Below are 2236 nucleotides of genomic sequence, written 5' to 3'. Positions count from 1 at the left end.
GCTTCGCGTCGCGGTGTTGACGCCGTAGAGCAGACCCGAGCCGGTCGGCAGATCGCCGCCGGCGAACGGGAAGGTCGCCGACAGCGCTGTCGTCGAGAGCACCCGTCGCACCCCCACCGCGTCGATGCCGATCGGCAGCGTCGACAGTAGGCCCGGACGCATCTGAAAGAGCAGGCGGCGCGTGTGGATGAGGCGGGTCCCGAACAGCGCCTCCAACCGACGTGTCGCGGCGTCGAGGTCGTCGGCTCCGTCGGCCCAGACCGTGAGATAGAACGAGACGTCGAAGAGGCGCTCCGAGCCCTGCGCAATGCGGTCCTGAAGCTCGACCGCGTCTTGCAATGCCGCCCGGCGGTAGGGATCGGCTCGAGCACCGTGATCCTCGCTGAGGTGGACTGTCGAGCTCAGCTCGCTGATGCGGCGCTCGAGGAAGGACATGACCGCAGGGCCGGTGTTGGGCTGGACGTGGAGGGCCAAATCGAGGTCTCCGTCGAACGCTTGCAGGTCGCCGAGCCAGCCCGGGTGCAACCGCGACGGATAGCGGGTGACGGCCAACGTTCGCGTCCACCGCTCGCTGACCGACAGCGACGAGGGCCGCTCGGCGAGGGCGGCCGGCGCGATCAGCCCAGGCAGGTCGCGGAGGTCGTCGTCCTCGGCGATCGGCTGCACCGAGGAAACCGGGTCGAGTGCCCGCCGGAGAAGATCGGCGAGCTCGCGGCCGCCAAGTCGGCGGGGCTCGAGATCGAGCCGGCGGAGGCATTCGGTCACCCAGCTGACCCGCTGGTCGAGGATCTCGAGGTTGCCCGCGTCATTGCTGGTCCGGCGACGGCGGTCGGGCACCGGCCCTGGCAACACGACGAAGAAGCGACGGTCGAGTACCCGGCGACGGCCGGCGAGGTCCTCCACCATCCGCCGGTAGGACTCGCTCAGCACAGCAAGTGCCGGCGGGTGGGTGGCGGCTGAGGAGAGGAGCGCGGACGGCGCCAGCTCGCGGGTGCGAATGACGACCTGCAGCGGGTGCGGCAGGGAGTTGAGGAGCGAGGCCCAGCCATCGACGACGGCGCGCTGCTCGGCCTCGCCCTTGATCCCAAATGCCGATGTCTGGCACTCGAGGACGGCGCGGAGGCCTCCGTCACGGAGGCGAACGGCACGGTCGGCCGCCGCCAACACCGGCAGCAACTCGTGTGCGCGGTGCGGGCGGAGCCCGATCACAACCCGTCTCCGCCAATCAGCGTCCTCGGACGCGATGCGTAGCGGAGCGCGATCCGCGCCCAGTCGCGAAGGGCCAGCTCGCCGAGTCGAAGCGTCCCGAACGCCAGGCCCGCCATAACCAGCGGGGCGGCCGCCGCGACTCGCAGGTCGAACCCGAGCGGGAGGTTCAGGAAGAGCCACCAGGCCGAGACCGCACCAGCTGCGACGCACAGCAGGTCGGTGGCGCCGAGGCCCCAGGCGATCACGTCCTCAAGCTCCAGGTGCTGCGGCACGCGGACCGGTTCCACGATCAGGCCGCCACCGCGGCCGCCACCGCGCGGACGGTCGCGACCGTTCCCTGCACCACGGGGTGCTGACTGATCCGCTGGCGGAAGGCCCAGTGGTAGGCGGCGGACGGGAGCTTGAAGAGGAGATAGAGGAGCGTGATCAGCACAAGACCCGACGTGAGATCCGAGACCGGGCCGAGCCAATCGGTGTGCCTAAGGAGCTGCAGACCGACTTCGACCAGGACGGCCTGGATCACCTGTACAAAGAGCAGGGCGGAGAACACGCGCCACCAGAGCCGCGCGATCTCGTTGGTCTGAGGCAATGCGTAGCTGGCGAGCGCGAGCGGGGCGAGCACGGTCGCGACCAGCAGAAGCAGGTCGCGACCGATGAACAGCACCACAAGCAGGACGGCGAGGATCGCGGCGGCAATGGAGACCAGGCTGCCGACGACCTGGTCGGATGCCGCCGGCCCCTGGATCATCCCGGCCAGCTGTGCGAATGCGCTCGCACCGGGATCGGGCCCGAGTAGCCCCTGGACCAGCGCGTTGTCGAGCCGGATCAGGCCGCCGCAGATGGCCAGGCTGGCGTTGGCGGAGACCGCCGCGAGGACGACCCGCGACACCAGGACCTTCGCCGAGTAGCGTGACTCGAAGGTTCCCGACGCCATCACCAGGACGCCGACGGCGAGCATTGCGAGGACGAAGAGCCCGTCCGTTACGTCGCGGACCAACGACCAAGAGCGACCGACCTCCGGGATGGA

At 69.9% G+C, this 2236-nt stretch carries 3 protein-coding genes; all 3 read right to left on the bottom strand.

Going from position 1 to position 2236, the window contains the following annotated elements:
• Positions 1–1209 (bottom strand): hypothetical protein (locus VNF71_02400; protein ID HVA73402.1); only part of this gene is annotated, 1209 nt, incomplete at its 3' end.
• Complete coding sequence (locus VNF71_02395) at positions 1206–1496, bottom strand: hypothetical protein (GenBank protein HVA73401.1); 291 nt, start codon at positions 1494–1496, stop codon at positions 1206–1208. The genes VNF71_02400 and VNF71_02395, both read right to left, overlap by 4 nt.
• A 2-nt stretch (positions 1497–1498) precedes the next feature.
• Positions 1499–2236, bottom strand: a 738-nt coding sequence (locus tag VNF71_02390) for a conjugal transfer protein TrbL family protein (protein HVA73400.1), incomplete at its 5' end; no start/stop codon positions are given.

The organism is Acidimicrobiales bacterium, assembly GCA_035533095.1.
GTDB lineage: Bacteria > Actinomycetota > Acidimicrobiia > Acidimicrobiales > Palsa-688 > DATLUM01.
Note: the sequence above shows the minus strand (reverse complement) of the source record. Positions and strands in the feature narration are given on the sequence as shown.